We start from the raw sequence: 17246 nt of genomic DNA, 5'->3' as shown, positions 1-17246 counted from the left end.
AATATTTGAATCTATATATTTTTTAACTCTTATCTGTTTTTGAAATCTGTTTTGTCGAGTTGGTGCTTTCTTAGCTTGTCATAGAGGGTTTTCCTCGACACTTGCAGCTCTTGTTGTACGTCTTTTAAGCGCCCTTGATGGCGATGCAGTGCTTCTATCAAGAGGATTTGTTCAAAGCTGTCGGTACGTTGGCTTAATGACTGTTGTTGTTCTTCAATATTGACGTCTAGCGAACCGTCATCCGCTTGTTCTGGACTGTCTGCTTGACCTGACTCTTGATTGTCGAGTGCTGGTTGCTTCACCTGAGTTAGCACGCGCAGCTCGGCATGTTGACGAAGCTGGCGAATGTTTTCGCCCCAGTGAGTGGCTATCAAGCGTTGAATCTCTTTTTCTGTGATTACCGGCGGAGGCAACTGATAACGACTTGCTGCACCTCGAGCAAAGTGTTTGAACAAAGACCCGATATCTTCCGTTCTTTGTGCTAATGGTAATAGATTAAATCGACGCAGCTCATTTGTAATTGTAGTCGGTACTACTGTAGTTGCGATAATGACACAAGTTGCATAAGTCTTGCATGAGTTTTCACGAAGTAGAGTCGGTTTTAGAGCCGCTAACCACTGCCATTGTTGTGAAGTTAATGCTTCTGTTTCATGAATATAGAGCGTTCCACCTTGATGCTTTTGAAATAATTGAAGCACGAATTGGTGAAATGTCGATTCGTCATTGCGCGGTAAATTAAATGCAGCAATCGGACAAAGCTCCGCTGTTGGTTGGCTGTGTAAATCGTGGGTGTACTGCGCAGTGATGCGTTTGCCTGTTCCTATATCACCAACAAACAGTAATAGCGGGTTCTGTTTGCAATCTAAGGTGATCAATTCGCGGCGCAATGTCTGCATTGATTGAGACTGACCAATCAGCTTAGGGCCAACCTGATTTTGCATCGCGAGCTCTTTTCTAAGTAGGTTGTTTTCTTCAACCAAGGCGAGCTTATCTGCTGCTTTTCTTACTGCGGTAAGCAGGGCATCAACCACAAATGGTTTTTCTAGAAAATCATAAGCACCGGACTTCATCGCTGAAACGGCGGTTTGCACATCACCGTGTCCAGTCAGTACGATGATTTGAAAATTCGGATTTTGACTCAATAGTTTCTGTGTAAATTGAATACCATCCATCACTGGCATGTGAATGTCAGTGATCACAATGCCTGCTTGCGTGATATTAATCTGCTTGAGAGCCTCGATCGCATTAGGAAAGCAGACAATGTCGATACCTTCAATGAGCATGGCTTGTTCTACCGAGTCACGAATCGCGGGTTCATCATCGACAAAGTAGAGTTTAGGCATAGAGTGCAAGTGTTGAGTCCTTAATGTTGAATAAAGCTATTAATAACAATCATTTAGCATTTTTCTTGGTACAGTGGAATATTCAGAGAGAATACCATGCCTGAAGGCTCGAGCTGGCTTGCGCTGATCGTGCCGTGATAGGCTTCAATGATTCGCTTCGATATCGAAAGCCCGAGCCCTAATCCTTCAGGCTTAGTGGTAAAAAACGGGTCGAACAAATGTTCCAGTTTATCGCTGGCGATACCAATCCCGTTATCCCAAATGATCAGTTGGCAGGCATCATTATTAAGCTGCCACTCTACGCCAATTTGAGGAATGGTCGGTTGCTTCCCTTCTTGAGTTTCCAAGTCGTTTTGAAGTGCTACTTGTTGTGTGGCTTGTTGCGAAAGCGCTTGTGTCGCATTGTGCATCAGATTAACCAACACTTGCTCAAGTTCGGTTGGGTGAATCGCGATGTTAATGTCATCTGGCACGGTACTTAACCTTAGGGTGATGCCTTGTTTGAGCATCAGCGCGCTGAGAATGCTGGTGGCATTGTTGATCGCTTGATGTAGGTTCGCTACATGATGTTCTTGCTTGGTTACCTTGCGCGTAAATACCTTAAGGCGTGCAATGATCTCGGTAATCGAGGTGTTTAGCACGATCATTTTATCCAGATTACTTTTTACTAAGTCTGAACGTCCCATCTCAAGCAGCTTGACGCTGTTTTCGCTATAGGTTCTAAGCGCAGCAAGTGGTTGATTAATTTCATGATTAATACTGGCTGACAGCTCACCCAGTACGGCTAACTTAGCGGTTTGCGTTAGCTCTTTCTCTGTCTGTTTTAACTTCACTTGAGACTCTTGATATTGAAAGAGTGTCTGTTGAAGTTGTTGATTGGATTGCTTCAGATATTGAGTTCGCTTATCTACGGTTTGCTCTAGGTTCTGATTGAGTTCAGTAAGTGCTACTTTCGCGAGGTAGGTTTGGCGCCACGACCAAGCAATCAGCATGACTAAGCTGTAAATCACAATGAAGATAACGTCGAGCTGCAGCACCTTGAGCAGTTCGGATCTTGTGTCCTTGATAGCCACAACTTGGTACTGGTTGTCACTGGTAGCGGCAGGGTAAAGGTTAAAATTTCCAAGTTTAAATAACTGGTTTGCAGTAAGCGCTTTGCTTGCATCGGTTGTTTGGCTCGAAGAGTTAAACGCATCAATGATCGAAATTTTGTTTTGACCGTATTGGCGTTGCGCTGCGATATCTTGCTGCTGTTGATCCGTTAATGGTAGCAATGAGTGATAAAGCCAAGGTGTCTGACTAGAGAGAAATACCACTTGGTTGGAATCAAGCACCACAATCTCAAATTCGTCGCTAGTTAGAATGTTTTCTAGGTTTTCTAAGCTTACTTTCACCGTGATGACGCCTACGATGTCATCGTCGATATAAAGTGGTGAAGATAAGAAATAGCCTCGCACATCAGAGCGAGCGCCGAGTGCGACATATTGGGTTTTATGGCCTTTTATTGCAGAGGCAAAGTAGGGGCGAAACGCGAAGTTTTCGCCAACGAAAGTTCGAGGCTTTCGATAGTTACTTGACGCAACCACTGTGCCGCTCGGATCGTGGATATAGATGGTATCGGCTTGGCTTTGCCCCGACCACTCGAATAACAAGGTGTTGAGTTCAGCTGTGGAGATGTTATCCGCCTGTGGCGACTCATCGAAGTAAGACAGCAAGCGCGGGTCGTGGCTGAGCAAGTCAGGTATTTGTTTGAACTTATCCAATTCAGAATCGATCTGGAGGTTGGCTTTGTTCGCCGCTTCATTGAGTTGTTGTGTGACAACTTGCTCTTGGTATTGACCTGCCAAAAAGTGAGTAGCAGTTAGCCCTGCCGTTCCCAGTATCAATGAGAAAAATATAAAAGGCGTGATCAGGTTAGACAGTTTTTTAGACACGAGAAACTCAAGTTACAATCAGTTTACATATAGACTATCAATATGACGGTTAGCGTACCGAGATCTCGTTAACACAGAGCACCTTCAATGAGACAAAACCAAGGCTTAGACTTGTGTTTCAAAGGATTACGGCGCAGAATCACAAAAAAATTAAAAGGAGCAACCAAATGGAACTGACAGACATTCGTCGTGAATACGCTCAGGGTGGATTGAGACGTAAAGACTTAGCCACAGACCCAATTGACCAATTTAACCTTTGGTTAGAGCAAGCGATTGAAGCTAAGTTGATGGATCCGACGGCAATGACAGTGGCGACGGTTGATGAAAATGGACAGCCATTCCAACGTATTGTTTTGCTGAAGAATGTTGATAAAGATGGTTTCGTTTTTTACACCAACCTAGGTAGCCGCAAAGCGCAGCAACTTGAGCACAACAGCAAGATCAGTTTGCACTTCCCTTGGCATCCGTTAGAGCGACAAGTTCATATTACTGGTACGGCTGAAAAGCTGACGGCGATGGAAAACATGAAGTACTTCTCGTCTCGTCCAAAAGAGAGCCAATTGGCAGCTATCGCAAGTAAGCAAAGTAGCCGTATCTCTGCACGTGGCATCTTAGAAGGCAAGTATCTAGAGCTTAAACAGAAGTTTGCGAAAGGCGAGATTCCGGTTCCTTCTTTCTGGGGTGGCTTCCGAGTGCGCGTCGATAGCATTGAATTTTGGCAAGGTGGTGAGCACCGCCTGCATGATCGCTTCTTGTTCTCACGCCAAGACAACAGCTGGGACATTGATCGCCTAGCGCCATAGTTTGAGTCTGCTGGACTCAGCAGTAAAGACAGTAAAATTAGGAAGATACCGTTGATCTTGTGTTCATCCACATCAACGGTATTTTTTTGTCTGTCTTTTTATCTTTATGGGCGCTAGGAGTCGTTAATCAGTCGCTGTGTAGAACCACTGAGATCTGTTTCTTAAGTAAGGTTTCAGGAATCACAGAGCCTAATCCTGAATCCAATGCATACTCGATTAACTGACTCTTACTACGTGCATCGAACTTTTGCTTTAGTCTAGCGACATGCCCCTCGACCGTCTTGATTGAGATGTTCAACGTCAATGCAATGTATTGAGGCTTCTTACCGAAAAGCAGTAAAAATAGGACTTCTGATTCACGTGAGGTCAGTTTCTTTTGCAGTTTAGACACTCGCGGAGTTGAGCCTGCGATTGATGCTTGATTGTCTTTGGCGCAAGTTGCCTGACACACCCAGTGACCCACTTCTAAAATCGCTGTGTCTGTGAGTTCTTGCCCATAGAAGATGGTGCCTTGTACGTTATCGTTGTCATCAAGCCAAGGCGTTTTGGTGAAGATATGGGCGTGCCAGCGTCCATCGGGGTAGGGGTGAATATCAAGGATTTTAAGCGTCGAGCGCGTTTCCATAACATGCTTGTCTTGCGCTCTAAAGTCTTGTGCGCATTCGATGGTTTGGCTCGGCATATCGAAGTCCGTCAAGCCGGTACAACTCTCGCCCGGCTTCAAACCGATCAATTTGTTGTAAGCGAGGTTTGCGTATACGAAAACAGAGTCAGTATCTTTACAGCCCCAGCAGCCTGGAAGTTGTTCGAATAAAGAACGATGTATGGGGTTTAGTGATTCTGGCAAAGTTTTATCTCGTGTATTGCGATGTTGCAATGATATCAGTTTACTATTGCGCTGCAATGGCAATTACAGGTTGGAGTACGTGTAGAAAAGGCTGGGTGAGTTTTCGTTAATCAAAGTGCTGAATAACTGCGTGATTCACGGATGATAGGTCGGCGAACTGCGTGTTCAATAGGCAAAAAAAAGCCAGCCTGAAGAGGGGCTGGCCAAAGACAAGTTATGCCTTGTCGACATGTAGAAGATTTTCAGCTTAATTTACGAGGGTCAGGTAAATTAAGCTGAGGCATCAGTTAGATACCCAGAGTGACTTACTACTCTATCGACGAATTTACTCCTAGGCGTACCTATACATAAGGGGGGAATTCCCCTATAAACACGATTCAATGCGATAAATGAGAGCCTAGAGTAAATATTTTAAAGTCTGGGTGAGCTATCGAGAGCTTACAGCTCTCGTAACACTCTAAAGCCGAGGTAGTTGGCTGCTGTTGAAGGCGCAACGTATAGCTCGTTAAATGCTTTGGCCTCTTCAGGAGAGAAGCTCCACGCGCCACCTTTGGCTAGGCCTTTTTGAACGGTTGTCCACTCCCATACATTGCCGACCATGTCGTAGAAGCCTGTTGGTGTTGGCATGAATGATTTAACAGGAGACGTACTGACGTTTGACCAAGGTGTACCAGCCCAGCCTGTATTCGCTTTACCTGTGCGGAATTCGTTACCCCACCAGAAGTTGGTGTCTTGACCTGCTCTTGCTGCGGCCTCCCACTCTTGTGGTGTAGGAAGGCGATACGTGAAGCCAGTGCTCTCAGATAACCAACGAGTGTAGGCTATCGCATCATTCTGACTGACACAAACTACTGGTGAGTTGTCAGCTTGCTTGAAGCCCGGTTTTTGCCAGTCATTGTCGGAGACTGAAGTAATCTCGGCATTAGCGAAGGTGTCGCAGGTGTTCATTAGCTCAGCATCTGTCTGATAGCCAGTACTCTTAACGAACGCTCTAAAATCTTGCACACGTGTCGGGGTCGCGGCTAATGCAAATGGCTGTTTTATTGTCACTTGCTTGGCACTGTTCTCACCCAGCAGGTAGCGACCAGAGCCGACCACAATCATTTCAGGGCTCTGAGTATTATCTTCCATCGGGTCCGCAAACTTGGTACCGACGTTTAACGTGTTTTGTTTGGCTTGTAATACCGCTCTTAGGTTGTGATCGCGAGTTATTTTTAGCTCTTGGTGGAAAGAAAGGTAACCTTCTTTCTCGATCGTCACCATGTGTGGGCCGGTTGGTAACATGATTTCAACAGGGGTGCTGCCGTAGTTAACGCCGTTGATTAACACTTTGTCGTTGTACTGATTTGAGCGAACCACTAAGTTGACCCAAGCGACCTCTTTTTGTTGGTCGTTGGCTTGTTGATCGGTTTGCGTGAAACAGTTATACGATTGAATACCAAGTAGGCGGCAAGGTGTGTTCTTATCCGGGCGAGTTTCTAGATTCGCAGCAATCACAGCTCTGTATCGGTTATCTTCTGAGAAACCAGAGGAAGTCACCTTGTGTTGTAGCACGTGGATATTCAGTGATGTCGATGCCAAGTGTTGTTTGACAGTTTTCGATTCTGTCGTGTTATCAACGAGGCTGTGTTGGAACTGTTTTACTGCTTTTTGAAGCGCTAGTGTTACCGTTTGATCAGAACATTGCGCCAATGTCATGTCGCTGCTGCAGCGGTTGGTAAAGCTGACCGTCTGCTCTTGTGTTTGGGTGATCTCGTTTCTGAGTCGATCGGCTCTTGCTCTTAGCTTGTCTTGCTCTAGCTGCGCGATGGCTGTTTCTGTCGCTCTTTTCTCGGCTTGGATAGCTTCCAGTTCCATAGCCAAACCTTGCTGCTTCTGCTCTGAGTCAGAAATCGCAAGTTTGCCTTCTTTCACGGTTTTCCATGCGTCTTGGAAGTGATTTTGAGCAGTCGAGATATCGAAGTCTGGCTCATCAATCATGCGCGTGTAATCTTGCTCTAGGCTTTCTTTGGCCGCTGCAAGTTTTTGTTCTGCTTCTACAGAGAGTTTAGCAAGACGTGCCGTTTGCTGTGCTTGGTTATCGACTTGATTTTGTTTGTCCGCGACTTTCGTTTCGATAGCCGTTAACTCGGCGTGCTTTTCGAAAAGCGAACTTTCAAGATCAGTAACAGAGGCGGCCGTGATTGCTGGTGGTGTTGCTTCAGCGAAAACAGCAGGTGTCATTAAGCAGGGAGCAAGTGCAAATAATAGAGTGGGAAAACCTTGGCGCATGATGGGCTACTTCAATCGTAATTTAGGTTAATCGACTATTCTAAACGATAACGCCATTTCGTCTGCAGTTATTGTTTATCATGACCGTATAAGTTTATAACGATCAACAGTTTATAACTATCAACAAAATGGCGCGTGTTCATTCAGCTTTGTGAAATCGGTATAGCGATCTTCTACTGAGGGAATTAGCTTTCTTTGCTAGGAAGAAGCTTAACCCAGATAGTGTCGCTGCCGTTGATGGTAACTGTGCGGTTGTATGACTCGTAACCTTGTTTAGAGATAGTTACTTGATGACGACCACTTGGTAGCGCTACCTCAAGAGGTGTGCTGCCATACTTAATACCGTTGATGATCACAGAGTCGTTGTATTGGTCAGAACGCACGGTTACGTTTGCCCATTTCTTGTCGCTCTTTTTAACTGCAGCCGCATCGCTGCCAGTTAAACAGTAGCGTGTTGAAACGTTCAATAGGTTACATGCGGCAACCGCTTCAGGTTTTGCTTGCAGTTGAGCTTGCATCTGCATGAAGTAAGAGTTGTTGCCAGAGAAACCGCTCTTGATTGGCTGGCTGTCCTGAACGTGGATGTTCAACTGAACGCCTTGCAAGTTCTGCTTCGCCAGAGTGCTTTCTGTGAGCTGCTCAAGTAACTGGCTCTTGAACGTTTGCACCGCTTTTTGGTTCGTTAGGTATTTACCCTGAGCTGTACACTCACCAAGGGTCATTGTGGATTCACATGTGGTGGTGTAGCTGGTTTCCAAAACTGCACTTTCACGCAGTTCTGTTGCGATACGTTTTACGCGAGCTTCAACTTTTGACTCTCTCAGGCTTGCCAGCTCATTGTTCATTCGAGCTTGCTTCTGTTTGATCTGAGAAAGGTGAATCTCACCCTCATTCATCGCTTGTTGATTGTCTAGCTGAGCCGATTGATTTTCTTTAACTGCAGCCCATGCATCTTGGTAACTTTTTTGAAAAGAGACCAGGTCCGTTTCTGGGTCTTCAAGTAGACGACTGTACTGTTTGTCTAGTACAGACTTGGCTCTGTTACGTTTTGCCTTAAGTTCTTCACCTTCGCGCAACAACTTACTGTTTGTGTTTTGTAGTTGTTTTAGGTTCTCAGTCGCCGATACTTTGGTTGCTGAAATACGCTCAATATCTGAGTTTTTCTCTGTTATTTTTGCATCGATGGCTGAAACGGGATCGACTTGATTCAGTTCTTCAGCTGATACCGATGCAGATACCCAAAGTGGGGATAGCGCAAGTAAAAGCGCTGAAATTCGAAAGTTAGTCATAGGTCCCTGCAACTTATAGATTGAAATTAGCTCATTGATAATGTGTCTGCTTCCTAGTTGTGAGTCACTAGTTATTAGCAATTAACACAGTATCCGTCTTTATACCGTTTTATTGTATTTCAATCTACTCAAATGCCGCGTTTCGGTACTTTGGATACACTTTTTATAAGTTTTATGCGAATTGTTTGAGCTATATAAGCAAATGTTTTAGTGATGCTCTGATGATTAATTTCTCATTTATGAGTCATCTTGGTTGAGTGAATCGTGAGGTTGAGATTTATAAAAAAGCACCGAAAATATTGATTTTACATAAGCCGTAGTTTGTACACTCTTGATCATCCTTCCGGAGGCATGATCAAGATGATCGCGATAATGATCTTTTCCTTCTCGCGAGCAAATAACTGTCATGAGCATTTACAAATTCATCTTATGCGCATTTAAGAGTATTATTCTTACTATGTTGACCCGAGTATTTTTCTGTCATGTCTAAACCTTTACCCTTTCCTAACCTAGACCTTTCTCCGCTAGGCCTTACTGGCCCTCGTCCTGCTGAGATTATCACTTTGCCATCGCATATGGATTGCCACGATCACCATTATTCTCAGGTGGTGATTGGTTTAAAAGGTCAGGCGGAATTTGAAGTGAGTGGTAAGGGGAATCTTGTTGGCCCAGGACAAGGTTGTGTGGTGACAGCGAGCTCTGATCATGCTTTCGGTGGTGTGGTCGGTCAGTCCGACATTTTGGTGCTTAACATGCCCGTGCCGAGTGACGACGACCCACTGATGTTAGAGAAGATTAACCAGCTCGAATCTTCGAACGTCTATTTTCAATTAGATGCGCAAATTCAGAAGCTTATCCATATGTTAGTGCAAGAGATGCAGGCGAGTCCTGATGATCTCTTATTAAGCCGAGCGTGTAATGATACGGTTATCGCCTTAATGCAAAGGCACATTTCGGCATTTGAAACGTCAGTGAAGGATTCGCGCTTCGATCTTGAAGCGCTTGATCGTTACATCGAGCAACATTTAGCAAGTAAGATTTCAGTCGCGCAACTTGCAGGTAGCGTGTTCTTAGGCGAAAGCCAATTCCATATGTTGTTTAAAGAGCAAATGGGCATTACTCCTCACCAGTATGTACTAGGTAAGCGAATCGACCGTGCTCGACGTCTTATTGAACAAGGGAATTTAAGCCTTGGTCAGGTCGCAGAACTTGCTGGATTCTCCGGTCAATCCTCTTTTACCCACACATTTTCACGCCTTCAAGGCATGTCACCATCTCAATACAAAAAGCAAATTTCTGTTAAATAGTGAAACGAAACGGCATATTATATTAAAGTTTCATATGTGACATTGTGTTTGTTTTGTTAATAAAGCGAGTTTTTAGCAAAAAACTCGGAGTTTTTGACAAGTATTCCTTATATACTCTAAATACACTGCAGCCATTGTAGAGATCCCGGGCTAATTCCGGGTGTGAGATTAAGGAAAACGCATGTTTACAGCTACTGATGTGTTAAAGCCAGAATTCAACGAGCAGTCGCTTGATGATCTATGGTCGCTTATCTCACCATTATATATGGTGGATGAAACCCAATGGCTAGAGCAACTTCTGCCACTAGCTACCCCTTCTGAGTCTGAAAAGCAGCAAATCACAGACAAAACGACTTCTTTGATCGAAGCTATCCGTGCGGATAAGACTTCTATCCAGATGATCGATGCGCTGTTGCTTGAATACAGCTTAGATACTCAAGAGGGCATCTTGCTGATGTGTCTGGCGGAAGCCTTGATGCGTATTCCTGATTCAGCAACGGCTGATGCACTGATTCGCGACAAGCTAAGCGTTGCGGATTGGAAGTCTCACCTAAAGAATTCTGATTCGGTTTTTGTTAACGCTTCGACTTGGGGCTTAATGCTAACAGGCAAGGTGGTTGGACTTTCATCGAATGAGCAGAGTGCTGGACAAGCGGTTAACCGTTTAGTGAACAAGCTTTCTGAGCCAGTGATTCGTAAAGCGATGCACCAAGCGATGAAAGTGATGGGTCACCAATTTGTTCTTGGTCGCAGCATTGCTGAAGCGCAAAAGAACGGTAAGTCGATGCGCGACAAAGGCTTTACCTACTCTTACGACATGCTAGGTGAAGCGGCACTGACTACAGCTGACGCAAATAAGTACTTTAAAGATTACCTAATGGCGATTGAAGCCGTAGGTCGAGACAACTATGTTTCTCCACAATCAAAGGTCTCTTCAAAATCTAGCCCAGCGCCATCTGTGTCTATCAAGCTTTCTGCACTTCATCCTCGTTACGAAGTGGCGAACGAAGACCGCGTACTGACTGAGCTATGCGATACGCTAGAGCAGTTACTGCGCCGTGCGATTGAGCTTGATGTTGCGATCACGATTGATGCAGAAGAAGCGGATCGCCTAGAGCTTTCGCTTAAGTTATTCGAAAAACTGTATCGCAGCGAGCTAGTGAAAGGCTGGGGCAAGTTTGGTCTGGTTATTCAAGCGTATTCAAAGCGTGCGTTACCAGTTCTAGTTTGGCTAAACCGCCTAGCAAAAGAGCAGGGTGACTTAATCCCACTTCGCCTAGTTAAAGGTGCTTACTGGGATAGTGAGATCAAATGGTCACAACAAGCTGGTTTCGATAACTACCCTGTTTACACTCGCAAAGAAGCGACTGATGTAGCTTACCTAGCGTGTGCGCGTTATCTATTGAGCCCAAGTGTTCGTGGCAATATCTTCCCGCAGTTTGCGAGCCACAATGCTCATACGGTTTCTGCTATTGCAGTGATGACAGACCATAAAGACTTTGAATTCCAACGCTTACACGGCATGGGTGATTCACTTTACAACCATGCAATGGAAGCTTACCAACAGTCGGTACGTATTTACGCGCCAGTTGGTAGCCATAAAGATCTACTGCCATACCTAGTACGTCGCCTGTTAGAGAATGGTGCAAACAGCTCGTTTGTACACCGTTTGGTTGATGCTCGTTGCCCTGTGGCAGAGCTAACACAGCATCCAGTCGACATGCTTTTGGCATTCGATACATTGAACAACACTAAGATTCCTCTGCCGCCAGCGGTATTCCCTGAGCGTAAGAACTCATACGGTGTGAACATTGATATCGAGAGCGAAGCGCATCAGTTTGAAGAGCAAGTAAAAGGCTTTTTGAACAATCAATGGACTGCTGGACCTGTGATCAACGGCGAATCTCTTGCCGAAAGCATGATCAAGGCTGATCAGAATGTTGAACAAGTAACAGCACCTTACGATCGTCGTATTAACGTGGGTCAGGTGGCTTTTGCAAACCTTGATCATGTTTCCGCAGCGATAAGTGGTGCAGACGCCGCATTTGCTGATTGGAATGCGACATCGGTTGAAACCAAAGCCGCAGCGCTTGAGAAGCTAGCTGATCTGATGGAAGAGAACCTGGCTGAGCTGGTGGCAATTTGTCATCAAGAAGCGGGTAAGACAATTCACGACAGCATTGATGAAGTACGTGAAGCGGTCGACTTCTGTCGTTACTACGCAAAACAAGCGAACAACCTGCAAGGTTTTGAGCTTAAAGGCTTTGATGGTCTAACTCGAATAGCTTCGCGACAAGGTCGTGGTGTGTTCGTTTGTATCAGCCCTTGGAACTTCCCATTGGCGATCTTCCTTGGCCAAATTACAGCTGCACTAGTGGCGGGTAACACGGTTGTGGCGAAACCTGCAGAGCAAACTAGCTTGATTGCGGCTCGCGCGGTTGAACTGATGAATGAAGCGGGCTTCCCTGCTGGCACGATTCAACTTCTACCTGGTCGTGGTGCAGAGATCGGCAGTGCGCTAACTAGCCACGATGCGATTGCAGGCGTTGCCTTCACGGGGTCAACCCCAACTGCACAACGCATCAACGTGTCATTGGCAAGCCGCAACGCTAAGCCTGTGCCGTTTATTGCGGAAACCGGTGGTCAGAACGCGATGATTGTCGACAGTACTGCACTGCCTGAACAAGTGGTTCGTGATGTTATTCGTTCTGCCTTTGCTTCAGCAGGTCAACGTTGTTCTGCGCTACGTGTGCTTTACATTCAAGAAGACATTGCAGATCGCGTGATTGGACTAATTCACGGTGCGATGGATGAGCTAAGCGTTGGTATTCCACATCTTCATAAAACGGATGTGGGCCCAGTTATTGACCAAAACGCGAAGCAGAAGTTGATGACGCACCTAGAAAACATGACCAAGACCCAGAAGAAAGTAGCTCAACTTTCTCTAGGAGCGGATTGTGAACATGGTGACTTTGTTCCACCAAGTGCATTTGAAATCGATGACATTAGCTGTTTGAAAGAAGAGCAGTTTGGTCCTGTACTGCATATCGTTCGCTTCAAAGCGAGTGAACTGGCGCAAGTGGTAGACCAAATTAACCAAACCGGTTTTGGCTTAACTATGGGTATCCACAGTCGTAACGAGACAACTTACCGTTGGATCGAAAAACACGTTCGTGTGGGTAACTGTTACATCAACCGTGACCAGGTCGGCGCTGTTGTTGGTGTGCAACCATTTGGTGGTCAAGGCTTGTCTGGTACTGGCCCTAAAGCGGGTGGTCCTCACTACCTATACCGCTTTACTGATGTTCATTTCTCTCAATCACAAGACAAGGCATAAGGAGCGGTATCATGGTTCATCAAGTGACAGGTTTTTCTGATGCTTTCTTGGCGTGGGAACAATGGAATCTTACCGATTTTGATCATAAGAGTGCTCAGGTACTTGCATTCAAATCAGAGATCGAAAGCCAATCTACGTCTTTGGCGGTAGTGGCAACTTATCACCTAGAGCAGGCCTCTACGCTGCTTTCTGAGCAGCACCTAATGGCTGGCCCGACTGGTGAAACAAACGAGCTGTATGCTGCAGGACGCGGTGTGGCTTTGGTGATTGTTGATGATTGCCAAGACAAAGAGCCAGCACTGCAAACAGCAACCGCGATGATTACCGCAGCACTATTAGCGGGTAACAGCGTGCAATTGTGCAGTGATGACGTGCAATTCAACACCTTGATCGCTGATGCAGCGAAACAAGCGAATTTACCGACGAACTTGGTGCAGGTTGCTTCGTACGACGCGGCTCAACAGCTGCTGTCTTGCGATGTACGTAGCGCAGGTTACGTAGGTAACTCACAAACGGCTCAAGCTATCAATTTACAACTTGCTAAGCGTGACGGTGCCATCGTCAGTTTAGTAGCTGAAACGGATCTGACAGCAATGCATGTTGCTCACGATCCACACCTATCGCTGCGTTTCATTACCGAGCGTACGCGAACTATAAATATAACAGCCGTGGGCGGTAACGCGACCTTGCTCGAACTTGGAAGCGAAGCTCACTAACCTTCAGTAACATTGGCTCTAAGCACTTTTGTTTTCTCCATTGTTGGTTTCACCATCTTTGGATTTAACTCATAGTGCCTTGGAGCCTCAATACCTAACTCAATGCACTCGCTTGCCTTTACGGTGAGTGTCTTGCATTGAATTAGGCATGGAAGGCTTTTTACAAATGAGGACTATCAAATGATAGAAAACAGTTTTGCAATAACGACGACGTTCATTGCGTATCTAATTATGATGCTGGCAATCGGTGTTATTGCTTACAAACGTACTTCTAGCTCGACAGACTACTTCCTTGGTGGTCGTTCGCTAGGCCCATGGCCTGCTGCACTTTCTGCTGGTGCATCAGACATGAGTGGTTGGCTACTACTTGGTCTACCGGGTTACGCATACGCTGCTGGCTTTGAAGCATTCTGGCTTGCTGGTGGCCTGCTAGTTGGTACTTGGGCGAACTGGTTAATCAGTGCTAAGCGTCTGCGTACTTACAGCATTACAACAGAGTCACTGACGCTACCTGAGTTCCTATCTCGTCGTTTCAATGATAATTCGAAGCTGATCCAAACAATTTCTGCTTTCTTTATCCTTTTATTCTTCCTTTTCTACACAAGTTCTGGCTTGGTAGCGGGTGGTAAATTGTTTGAAACGGTATTCGGTCTAGATTACACAACAGCGGTAATCATCGGTACAGTATGTGTGGTTTCTTACACGCTATTTGGTGGTTTCCTTGCGGTATCTTGGACGGATTTGGTTCAAGGTCTACTGATGTCTGCTGCGCTATTGATTGTACCAATCGCAGCGATGAACGGTGGTCTTGGTCAGCTATCGACTGATCTTCACAACATCAACCCAGAGCTGCTAACGCTATGGAATGATGCGAAAGGTGAACCGCTATCTGCTATCGCGATCATCTCGCTAGCGGCTTGGGGTCTTGGTTACTTCGGTCAGCCGCACATCCTTGCTCGTTTTAAAGCAACACGTACTAATAAAGACCTAGCAACAGCGCGTCGTATCGCGGTGGTATGGACAGCTCTGTCTATGGTTGGTGCAATGCTAGTGGGTCTGGTTGGTCTTATTTACGTGACTAACTCTGGTGCGCCTAAGCTAGACGATGGTGAGAAGATCTTCATGCTTCTTGTTAACGCGATGTTCCACCCAGTAATCGCTGGTATCCTACTAGCTGCTATCCTTGCGGCAATCATGAGTACTGCGGATTCACAACTTCTTGTATCTTCATCTGCAATGGCAGAAGACCTTTACAAGCAAGTACTTAAGAAAGATGCGACATCTGAAGAGATCGTTCGTGTGGGTCGCTTTGCAGTAATCATTATTTCTCTTATCGCGCTATTCCTAGCGATGACGCCAGACAGCTCTGTACTTGGCCTTGTGTCTTACGCTTGGGCTGGTTTTGGTGCGGCATTTGGTCCAGCTATCGTGATGAGCCTTTACTGGTCTCGTATGAACCGCAACGGTGCTCTAGCGGGTATCGTGGTTGGTGGTGTGACTATCGTACTTTGGAAACAGTTCACGGGCGGTTGGTTCGATGTTTACGAAATCGTACCGGGAATCATCTTATCAACTATCTCTATCGTTATCGTGAGCCTAATCACTGGCGAGCCAGAAGACGAAGTTAAGAAGCAACACGCTGAGTTCGAGAAGAACCTCGTTGAGCTAGACTAATTTACATTGTAAAAATACAAATGAATTAGAAAAAGATATTAGTTAAGAACAATAGAGTCACTTCGGTGGCTCTATTTTTTTGACCACTCTCTAATGCTCGCGACTTCTTGCTCATCGATATTCAATGACTCCAAAAACTCTTGGTGAGCGGTAGGCTCCATCTTTTCAAACTGCTTGTGCCAGTTCTTCATATCCTTTTCGTCAAACCCAGCATTCTCCATCACCCGTACCCAGCGCTCTTTTGTCAGCATCTTCTGCTCTAGCAACTCAGGTTGCTCAAGTAACACCACGATCGCCTTCTGCTGTTGACGCAGGCTCTGAATTTCCTTTTCCAAGGCGTTGAACTGATTCACTAGTGTCTGCTCTTGTTTCACATCGTCTGTGCGATCAAGCAGGGCGCTTATCTCCTGTATAGACAAACCAAACGATCGGTAAGAGATAATACTCTCTAACCGAGCTTGCTCTTTTTTGCCATACCAACGATAGCCATTATCGGAGCGACTGTGAGGAAGCAGCAGCCCGGCACGCTCGTAGTAGAGAATGGTGGTACGAGATATGTTGTAGGCCTTGGCAATTTGAGTAACGGTGAGTATTTCTACCTCATTGGTTGCGAGCGCGTGAATTAAACAGGCATGTTTAATTGATAGCCAAGTATTCTAATCGCGTCGTATAAAGGTGTATAGGTGATGGGTTTTGATTCGGCAATTTGAGCAGCCTATGATATCGGTATTTTGTTAGTGAGGTGCGACGTTTGTCGTACTTAAGATCGGGGTGGAATCAGGCGTGATCGAACGGTTGGTGGGGTTTTACAATGTAAATCGAAGCGGTTGGATCTTGTGTGAGAAGGGAAAGATCAACTTACTCAATGGCGTGTGATGTCAAAAAATGAAACAGAAAAGTGGCGATTTTTTGAACTTGGCGCTCACTTTTGTTATTAGCTCGATGAATTGTGGAACCGAATTGGACATGATGTGTCAATTGTCAGTAACCACTAAAGACCTATAGGACAAAGGTATGCCTGATCTCTATTGCAAAGGATGTAAAAAAACAACACTACATAAGTCTATAATGAAACGTTGTGAATCAGAGCCCGAGACAGCCTCTGGCCGTGTGTTGCAATGGACCTCAAAGCTATTTAGTGGCAACTTATATTACGATATGGAAACGCAGCACTTTTGTCGTACATGCAATTGTCGTTGTGAAACGGGAAGCTCAGTTCCTCAATTTGGCCTAGCTTAGCTGATGGTAAGTGCTTACTAACCGATATCAAAAAAACCTCCGTTTGGGAGGTTTTTGTCATTTAAGCCGCTTTAAGCGCGATCTCGCTGCTAATGGCGTTACCATCAATTTTTACTTCCCATCCGTAGTTTGAGTATTCATTAGCGAGTGCTTGAGCCACATCTTTTGACACGGTTACGTGTGTCCATGAGCCGATACCGTAGGGTTTATATGCGAGTTCTTGTGTTTTCATAATAGAGTCATCCTTTCTCTTTGATAATTCTATTATTCACTTTGCCATATATCCTTTCTTTCGTTTCTGGCTCAACTTATTTGTTTATCGGGTCATTTCTATAATAATTTGTTAATAACCAGGGTTTGATTTGTAACGATTGTTATCCATTTGTATGAATTTATATTTGGTGTGAATGCGACTTGTGCGTTTAGTTTTTAAATGTGTGAGCGGGGTTTTCTTCGATCGCTCTAGGTATGGAATATACTGAGCCG

At 45.3% G+C, this 17246-nt stretch carries 12 protein-coding genes; 5 read left to right on the top strand and 7 right to left on the bottom strand.

The window, feature by feature from the left end; all coding sequences use genetic code 11:
• Positions 1–29 precede the first annotated feature (29 nt).
• A complete protein-coding gene (locus OCV52_RS20905; RefSeq protein WP_137407974.1) occupies positions 30–1343 on the bottom strand; it encodes a sigma-54-dependent transcriptional regulator in 1314 nt (437 codons plus the stop codon).
• Between the two features lie 53 nt (positions 1344–1396).
• On the bottom strand, positions 1397–3277 hold the full coding sequence (locus OCV52_RS20900) for a sensor histidine kinase (protein WP_137407950.1): 1881 nt from the start codon (positions 3275–3277) through the stop codon (positions 1397–1399).
• Positions 3278–3444: 167 nt separating this feature from the next.
• Here OCV52_RS20900 and pdxH point away from each other — a divergent pair, with 167 nt between their 5' ends.
• Positions 3445–4080, top strand: a complete 636-nt coding sequence (gene pdxH / locus OCV52_RS20895) for a pyridoxamine 5'-phosphate oxidase (protein WP_102424646.1) — start codon at positions 3445–3447, stop codon at positions 4078–4080.
• A 127-nt stretch (positions 4081–4207) separates the two neighbouring features.
• On the opposite strand, the gene OCV52_RS20890 is transcribed toward pdxH, so the two are convergent.
• The 3 genes from OCV52_RS20890 to OCV52_RS20880 form a co-directional block, all read right to left on the bottom strand.
• The gene (locus OCV52_RS20890; RefSeq protein ID WP_137407949.1) at positions 4208–4990 is read right to left on the bottom strand and encodes a helix-turn-helix transcriptional regulator; all 783 of its coding nucleotides are present in this window, start codon (positions 4988–4990) and stop codon (positions 4208–4210) included.
• 375 nt (positions 4991–5365) lie between these two features.
• Positions 5366–7198 carry a formylglycine-generating enzyme family protein gene (locus OCV52_RS20885; RefSeq protein ID WP_137407948.1) on the bottom strand — a complete coding sequence of 611 codons (1833 nt, stop codon included), beginning with the start codon at positions 7196–7198 and terminating at the stop codon, positions 5366–5368.
• Between the two features lie 185 nt (positions 7199–7383).
• Entirely contained in the window at positions 7384–8487 is a 1104-nt protein-coding gene (locus OCV52_RS20880) for a PEGA domain-containing protein (protein WP_137407947.1), read from the bottom strand.
• 482 nt (positions 8488–8969) lie between these two features.
• Here OCV52_RS20880 and OCV52_RS20875 point away from each other — a divergent pair, with 482 nt between their 5' ends.
• The 4 genes from OCV52_RS20875 (at position 8970) to putP (ending at position 15521) form a co-directional block, all read left to right on the top strand.
• Positions 8970–9794: a helix-turn-helix domain-containing protein gene (locus tag OCV52_RS20875; RefSeq protein WP_017071242.1), complete on the top strand. Its 825-nt coding sequence runs from the start codon at positions 8970–8972 to the stop codon at positions 9792–9794.
• Positions 9795–9975: 181 nt separating this feature from the next.
• Positions 9976–13131, top strand: coding sequence for a bifunctional proline dehydrogenase/L-glutamate gamma-semialdehyde dehydrogenase PutA (putA, locus tag OCV52_RS20870; RefSeq protein ID WP_137407946.1), 3156 nt, complete (start codon positions 9976–9978; stop codon positions 13129–13131).
• An 11-nt stretch (positions 13132–13142) separates the two neighbouring features.
• Positions 13143–13847 (top strand): 1-pyrroline-5-carboxylate dehydrogenase, encoded by a 705-nt coding sequence (locus OCV52_RS20865; RefSeq protein ID WP_137407945.1) that lies wholly within the window; start codon positions 13143–13145, stop codon positions 13845–13847.
• Between the two features lie 183 nt (positions 13848–14030).
• Positions 14031–15521: a sodium/proline symporter PutP gene (gene putP / locus OCV52_RS20860; RefSeq protein WP_032498305.1), complete on the top strand. Its 1491-nt coding sequence runs from the start codon at positions 14031–14033 to the stop codon at positions 15519–15521.
• A 71-nt stretch (positions 15522–15592) separates the two neighbouring features.
• Here the strand turns inward: putP and OCV52_RS20855 are convergent, their stop codons facing one another.
• Together OCV52_RS20855 and OCV52_RS20845 are read right to left on the bottom strand one after the other, a co-directional pair.
• The gene (locus OCV52_RS20855) at positions 15593–16114 is read right to left on the bottom strand and encodes a MerR family transcriptional regulator (protein WP_137407944.1); all 522 of its coding nucleotides are present in this window, start codon (positions 16112–16114) and stop codon (positions 15593–15595) included.
• A gap of 707 nt (positions 16115–16821) precedes the next feature.
• Complete coding sequence (locus tag OCV52_RS20845) at positions 16822–16992, bottom strand: hypothetical protein (RefSeq protein ID WP_008218011.1); 171 nt, start codon at positions 16990–16992, stop codon at positions 16822–16824.
• Positions 16993–17246 lie beyond the last annotated feature (254 nt).

This window comes from Vibrio chagasii, assembly GCF_024347355.1.
Lineage (GTDB): Bacteria > Pseudomonadota > Gammaproteobacteria > Enterobacterales > Vibrionaceae > Vibrio > Vibrio chagasii.
This window is presented reverse-complemented; position numbering and strand designations above follow the sequence as displayed.